This window comes from Streptomyces sp. NPDC055078 (assembly GCF_053607985.1).
On sequence record NZ_JBSGUP010000581.1, the window covers coordinates 1 to 5,308 of the forward strand.

Below are 5,308 nucleotides of genomic sequence, written 5' to 3' on the forward strand. Positions count from 1 at the left end.
CCGCTCCCCCCTGGGGGGCGGGCCTTACTCGTTGTCCGGAGGAGTGGACACAGGCCGGCAGGGGCGGCCCACCGGGCGAACAGCACTACCTCCACAAGGTGTTCATCGCCCGCGTGGGGAATGCCGGTGCGGCACCGCGTGTTCTTGCCTGTGAACACGAGGAGGAGCGGTAATCGTGCTTGATCCGCAGGGTTTGTACGAATGGGAGCCGAAGGGCCTCGCGGTCGTCGACATGGCGCTCGCGCAGGAGTCGGCAGGGCTGGTCATGCTGTACCACTTCGACGGATACATCGACGCGGGTGAGACCGGTGAGCAGATTGTCGACAATCTGCTGGAATCGCTGCCCCACCAGGTGGTGGCCCGTTTCGATCACGACAGGCTGGTGGACTACCGCGCCCGCCGCCCGCTGCTGACCTTCAAGCGCGACCGCTGGTCGGCGTACGAAACGCCGGACATCGAAGTGCGCGTCGTCCAGGACGCCACAGGTGCCCCGTTCCTGCTGCTGTCGGGTCCTGAGCCGGATGTGGAGTGGGAGCGGTTCTCCGTGGCCGTCGCACAGATCGTCGAGCGCCTCGGCGTACGGCTCTCGGTCAACTTCCACGGCATCCCTATGGGCGTCCCGCACACCCGCCCGGTGGGTCTCACCCCGCACGGCAATCGCACGGACCTCACCCCGGGCCACCGCAGCCCCTTCGAAGAGGCCCAGGTACCCGGCAGCGCGGAGTCCCTGGTCGAGTACCGGCTGATGGAAGCGGGCCATGACGTCCTCGGAATCGCGGCGCATGTACCGCACTATGTCGCCCGCTCGTCCTACCCGGACGCCGCACTGACCGCCCTGGAGGCGATCACGGCCGCGACCGGACTCGTCCTGCCCGGCGTCGCACACGCCCTGCGCACTGAGGCACACCGCACCCAGAACGAGATCGAGCGCCAGATCGGCGAGGGCGATGAAGAGTTGGTCGCCCTGGTGCAGGGACTGGAGCACCAGTACGACGCGGTGGCAGGCGCCGAGACCCGGGGCAGCCTGGTCGCGGAGCCCGTGGACCTGCCGTCCGCCGACGAGATCGGCCTTGAGTTCGAGCGCTTTCTCGCGGAGCGGGAGGGCGACGGCTAGGTCATCCACCCACGGCCCCCGCGACGGCGACCGGGAGGCCCGCAGTGGCGTACGGAGGGGCCCGTATGGCGTGCGAAGGGGGCCGCGGTGGTGCAGTGAGAGCCGGAAGCTAAGCTGCCGCTCATGCTGTCCGTGGGCCTGACCGGTGGAATCGGCGCCGGCAAGAGTGAAGTCTCCCGACTGCTTGAGTCGTACGGAGCGGTGCTCATCGACGCCGACAAGATCGCTCGCGAGGTCGTGGAGCCCGGTACGCCAGGGCTCGCGGCTGTCGTCGAAGCCTTCGGAACCGATGTCCTCACCGCCGACGGCAGTCTGGACCGGCCGAAGCTCGGCGCCATCGTCTTCGCCGACCCCGACCGGCTGGCCGCCCTCAACGCGATCGTCCATCCCCTGGTCGGGGCGCGCTCGCGCGAACTGGAGAAGACGGCCGGCGCGGACGACGTCGTGGTCCACGACGTACCGCTGCTCGCCGAGAACGAACTGGCCTCCCGGTACGACCTTGTCGTTGTCGTGGACGCGGCGCCGGAGACCCAGCTGCGGCGGCTGGTCGGACAGCGTGGCATGACCGAGTCCGAGGCGCGGGCGCGGATGGCGGCGCAGGCCACGAGGGAGCAGCGGCGAGCCGTCGCCGATCTGATCATCGACAACGACGGCCCTCTGGCCGACCTGGAACCGCAGGTCCGTGCGGTCTGGGCGGAGCTGACCCGGCGGGCGACCGCCGCAGGGTAGCGGAGGACGGAGTTCGCGTCAGGTATCCGTCAAGCGCGGCCGGATCCGCCACGGCGGTACTACCATCGACGTGGTGCAGATCGTCTTCGCCTCCTTCACCGCACTGGGTGGGCTGATCGCCGCGCTCGCCGGGGCGTACGGCCTGCGCCAGAGCCGCCGTATCGCCGGGTCGGGCCACTTTGCGATCGCCCTGGTCAAACCGGCGCCACCCGGAACCGGGCGGCCGTTGCTGGCGTATGAGACACGGGACGGCCAGATCGTGGAGGTCAGCTCGCCCGTGCCGCTTCCCGAGGGAAGCAGCGTCCGGCTCTCGTACGACCCCGGCGATCCACGCGAGGTCGTGGTCGACGGCCATCGGCGGACCGGTGTCGACAGGGGGTTCGTGATCGCGGGGCTGACTCTGACGTCGATCGGGCTGGGGCTGGCGTACTCCGGCCGGTGAGCCCCGGTGGGCCGGAGGCTCCTTACCGCCGGAATACGGTTGCCGGGGCTTGTGTTGGAAGCGTGGAGTGAGGGGAAGGATGCAGCCGTGCCCAAAAGCAACCCGGAGACGCACGTCATCGACTACCGCGCGGCCGAGCAGCTTCTCGCCGCGAGGGACCCGCGCGGCGCCGTGAAGCTGCTGGACTCGGTCATCGCGGCCCACCCGGAGAACACGGCCGCGCGCCTGCTGCGGGCCCGTGCCTTCTTTGCCGCCGCTCAACTGCGCCCGGCCGAGCTGGAATTCGAGCTGGTCCTTGAGCGCGAACCGGACAACGCGTTCGCGCACTTCGCGCTGGCCCGCACCTATGAGCGAGCCGGACGCCCCGAGCAGGCGAAACGCCACTTCAGGCTCGCGGCAGCCCTCGACCCGAACCCGGAGTATCTTAAGGCGGCCCGTTTCGACCCCGGGGCCTGACGGGAGCGGTTTCTATACACCGGGCGGCCGTGATCCCCGGGGGCGCGGCGGCCGGCGCTCGTCGTGGACCGGTTCGTACGGCGGAATGTCCCGTCCGGGCTGATAGTGCGGACCCTGGTGGATATGGCGGAGGATCATGAGCAGATCCGCCGTCACGATCAGCAGCAGCACCCCGCAGGCGACCGCCCAGCCGGGGTGCGCCGAGAGGGCGAAGACGGCCGTCCCCGCGGCAGCCCACATCAGGCCCCAGAGGCTCAGCCCGAGCCGGAGCCGCAGGGCACTGCGTGCGGTGATCGGTTCACTGCCGGTGCGCATGGCCGTCGTATCTCCAACTCCAGGATGCACCCGGCGGGCCCGGATCACCCCGGCGCCGGGTACGGAGGACCCCGGGTACCGAGGACCCTGGCCCGATGGGGCATACCGGGCATACCGTGGTATCGGGCATCCGGCTCGGACAGAAGGGGGTGCCCCGATGGTCGAAGAGCTGGTGGTTGCAGGAGTGGCGGCTGCGTCCGGTGTCCTGGCGTACACGGTGGCGGCGGCCAAGGTGGTCAAGCAGTACGAGCGCGGTGTGGTCTTCCGGCTCGGACGGCTGCACGGAGGGATACGGGGCCCCGGATTCACCATGATCGTCCCGGCGGTCGACCGGATCCGTAAGGTCAATATGCAGATAGTGACCATGCCGGTGCCCGCACAGGAGGGCATCACCAGGGACAATGTCACGGTCCGCGTCGACGCGGTCGTCTACTTCCGGGTGGTCGAGGCGGCGAACGCGATCATCGAGGTCGAGGACTACCGGTTCGCGGTGTCCCAGATGGCACAGACTTCGTTGCGTTCGATCATCGGCAAGAGCGATCTGGACGATCTGCTGTCCAACCGCGAGAAGCTCAACCAGGGGCTGGAGCTGATGATCGACAGCCCGGCGATCGGGTGGGGCGTGCAGATCGACCGGGTGGAGATCAAGGATGTGTCACTGCCGGAGGCCATGAAGCGTTCGATGGCCCGGCAGGCGGAGGCGGACCGGGAGCGCCGGGCCCGGGTGATCAACGCGGACGCGGAGCTTCAGGCGTCCAAGAAGCTCGCCCAGGCGGCCGGCGAGATGTCGAAGGAGCCCGCGGCGCTGCAGCTGCGGCTGCTGCAGACAGTGGTGGCCGTCGCGGCCGAGAAGAACTCCACGCTGGTGCTGCCGTTCCCGGTGGAGCTGCTCCGCTTCCTGGAGCGGGCCCAGCAGGCACCGGGCGGGACGGGGCAGCAGTCCCTCGCGCCCCAGCGGCCGGGCAGGGCGGAGGTGGAGGCGGGGGCGACTCCCGCACCGCCTGAGGACGCGGGGACCGTGGCCCCGGACCAGCCGCAGCAGATACGGCCGCTTCCGCCCGCGGCGTAGGGCACGGGCCCGGCACGGATGGACGCCGACAGAGTGCGTTGCGCCTGCTCGGACGGTCGGTGTGCCCGGCCGTCCGAGCAGGAGGTGCTGTGGGTCTCGCCGGCAGCGCCGGGAGAGACGTATGCCGGTGGGGCGGCTCGTGAACCGCGCGCAGGGCGCAACGGCGCCCGTGCACGGGTAACCGGTACCGGTACCGGTACCGGTACGAGTGTGGAGCGGGCCCGCGGGCGGGGCGGGGTGACCTCGGACGTGTGGGGACCGTCGTCGGCCGGGGCCATTGTCAGACCCCACCCGTAGAGTCGTGGATCTGGTACTCCGACGCACGACCGACGGGTGGGAGGTGCCCCGCATGACAGCCGAGACGGCGCAGCCGCCGCCCTCGCTGCACATCTGTGCCGCGGTGTTTCTCCCGGCGCCGCTGCCGCGCGAGGGACGGATCGCCTTCTGGCATCCCGACGGCGACGCGCTGCCGCGTGACGCGACCGACGAGATCACCGTGGTCCGGGAAGCGCCTCCCGCTGGCCGGCCGGGCGACGGCACCCCCGGCGGTGACATCCGCAGCCGTACGGTCCCCGCCGTACTGCTCCCGGTGGCCGAGGCCGTTCCGCTGCTCGTCCGGGCCCGTCGCCATCCCGCCGCCCATCCGGCGGCGGCCTGCTGGGGAGCGGCCGCCCTGCACGCACTCCATCTGGTGGCGCGCGGCAGACTGCTGCCCGGGCTGACCGCGACCGATCACGACGCATGGCGTGCCGGGCCCCTGGACGCCGAGGACATCGCCCAGTTGAGAGCGATCGCCGCCGCGATGCCCCATGAGGCGTACGGCACGCCGGTATCCGGGCCGGGGACCGTGCGGCTGCCCGAGCCGGAAGCACTGGTCCGCGCGTTCTTCGACGCGGTGGCCGACACCCTGCCGCGTACACCCGCGGCGGCGTACGCGGTGGGTGCGCCGTTCGCGGCGGCGGCCCCCCAGCGGCTGCCCGGGGCCAGGGAGTGGGCGGCCGAGGCCGCCGCGGGTATGGACGCGGGGGTGCGGGTCTCGCTGCGGCTCGATCTGTCCGCGTTCCGGCTCTTCGACATCGCGGACGCGCGAGACACGGCAGCTACGGAAGACACGGCGGGCGGCGCGGATTTCGCCGATGCCGCCGATGTCACTGACGCCACCGACGCCACAGAGGGCGCGGTG

Annotated in this window: 6 protein-coding genes and 1 pseudogene; 6 read left to right on the plus strand and 1 reads right to left on the minus strand. The window is 71.0% G+C overall.

The features are described 5' to 3' along the window. The first annotated feature begins 175 nt into the window (after nt 1–175). The 4 genes from ACWF94_RS32510 (at nt 176) to ACWF94_RS32525 (ending at nt 2,741) form a co-directional block, all read left to right on the plus strand. Nucleotides 176–1,114 (plus strand): PAC2 family protein, encoded by a 939-nt coding sequence (locus tag ACWF94_RS32510; protein WP_453496735.1) that lies wholly within the window; start codon nt 176–178, stop codon nt 1,112–1,114. Nucleotides 1,115–1,237: 123 nt separating this feature from the next. Further along, the gene (gene coaE, locus ACWF94_RS32515; protein ID WP_453496738.1) at nt 1,238–1,843 is read left to right on the plus strand and encodes a dephospho-CoA kinase; all 606 of its coding nucleotides are present in this window, start codon (nt 1,238–1,240) and stop codon (nt 1,841–1,843) included. Between the two features lie 73 nt (nt 1,844–1,916). Next, a complete protein-coding gene (locus ACWF94_RS32520; protein WP_453496741.1) occupies nt 1,917–2,285 on the plus strand; it encodes a hypothetical protein in 369 nt (122 codons plus the stop codon). 87 nt (nt 2,286–2,372) lie between these two features. Further along, complete coding sequence (locus ACWF94_RS32525) at nt 2,373–2,741, plus strand: tetratricopeptide repeat protein (RefSeq protein ID WP_453496744.1); 369 nt, start codon at nt 2,373–2,375, stop codon at nt 2,739–2,741. Between the two features lie 12 nt (nt 2,742–2,753). On the opposite strand, the gene ACWF94_RS32530 is transcribed toward ACWF94_RS32525, so the two are convergent. Next, nucleotides 2,754–3,056, minus strand: coding sequence for a DUF6343 family protein (locus tag ACWF94_RS32530; RefSeq protein ID WP_453496747.1), 303 nt, complete (start codon nt 3,054–3,056; stop codon nt 2,754–2,756). 157 nt (nt 3,057–3,213) lie between these two features. Between ACWF94_RS32530 and ACWF94_RS32535 the strand changes: the two genes are divergently transcribed. Together ACWF94_RS32535 and ACWF94_RS32540 are read left to right on the plus strand one after the other, a co-directional pair. Continuing rightward, nucleotides 3,214–4,125, plus strand: a complete 912-nt coding sequence (locus tag ACWF94_RS32535) for a slipin family protein (protein ID WP_453496750.1) — start codon at nt 3,214–3,216, stop codon at nt 4,123–4,125. 349 nt (nt 4,126–4,474) lie between these two features. Next, a pseudogene (locus tag ACWF94_RS32540) lies at nt 4,475–5,308 on the plus strand (ATP-dependent helicase); the annotation flags it as partial.

Excerpts from the sequence above, each read along its gene's own strand:
- coaE (WP_453496738.1), top strand. The coding sequence starts at position 1,238 with ATGCTGTCCGTGGGCCTGACCGGTGGAATCGGCGCCGGCAAGAGTGAA.
- ACWF94_RS32530 (WP_453496747.1), bottom strand. The coding sequence starts at position 3,056 with ATGCGCACCGGCAGTGAACCGATCACCGCACGCAGTGCCCTGCGGCTC.
- ACWF94_RS32535 (WP_453496750.1), top strand. The coding sequence starts at position 3,214 with ATGGTCGAAGAGCTGGTGGTTGCAGGAGTGGCGGCTGCGTCCGGTGTC.